The organism is Bartonella sp. AP150HLJHH (genome assembly GCF_042196385.1).
GTDB lineage: Bacteria > Pseudomonadota > Alphaproteobacteria > Rhizobiales > Rhizobiaceae > Bartonella.
In genome coordinates this window covers 1-650 of the sequence record NZ_JBHIQC010000129.1, presented here as the reverse complement: position 1 = coordinate 650, position 650 = coordinate 1, and the positions used below count along the sequence as shown (strand labels likewise).

General features: G+C 34.6%; 1 protein-coding gene and 1 pseudogene. Both read left to right on the top strand.

Annotated elements, in window-relative coordinates; genetic code table 11:
• Positions 1-142, top strand: a pseudogene (locus ACFING_RS10070) (exonuclease); the annotation flags it as partial.
• Between the two features lie 69 nt (positions 143-211).
• The coding region (locus ACFING_RS10065) for a DUF488 family protein (protein WP_375630836.1) at positions 212-650 on the top strand (439 nt) is incomplete at its 3' end.

Genomic DNA, 650 nt, shown 5'->3' with positions numbered 1-650 from the left:
GGGGGAATTCTTTCACTTGCGTATGAAAGTCAAGCGTGTTCTCCGTGATGATCAACAAATTGAACAGATCAATCAAGTTGTTGAAACCTTTTTAGCAGAGATAGAACGAGAGATACAACAACTCTCAACAAAAGCTGCTTAACCTTATGGGGGTGTTTTGTTCCCCGCATATCTACAAGCACCCCCACCCTTTTACATAAGGAAATTAAACGTGTGTAACATCAAACATATTATCATACAGCCTGCTAAAGATGAGGAATTTTGTTTTTTTACCATTGGCTATGAAGGTAGGTCCCTTGAGAATTATCTTAGTTGTCTCATAGAAAACAATATCAAAACTTTATGTGATGTTCGTAAAAATCCAATAAGTAGAAAACACGGATTTTCAAAAAGACAATTAGAGCAAGCTGTAAGCAACATTGATATTGAATATATGCATATGCCTGAACTTGGAATTGCCTCTGAAAAACGAAGAAATTTGAAAACACAAAAAGATTATGACCGCCTTTTTAAAAATTATCGAAATACAACTCTCAAGAATAATTCTTGTGCAATAAACAAATTATATCAAATTTTTTTAAACAAAAAGCGCGTTGCAATCACCTGTTTTGAAGCCAATGTATGCATGTGTCATAGAGGACAACTCGCAT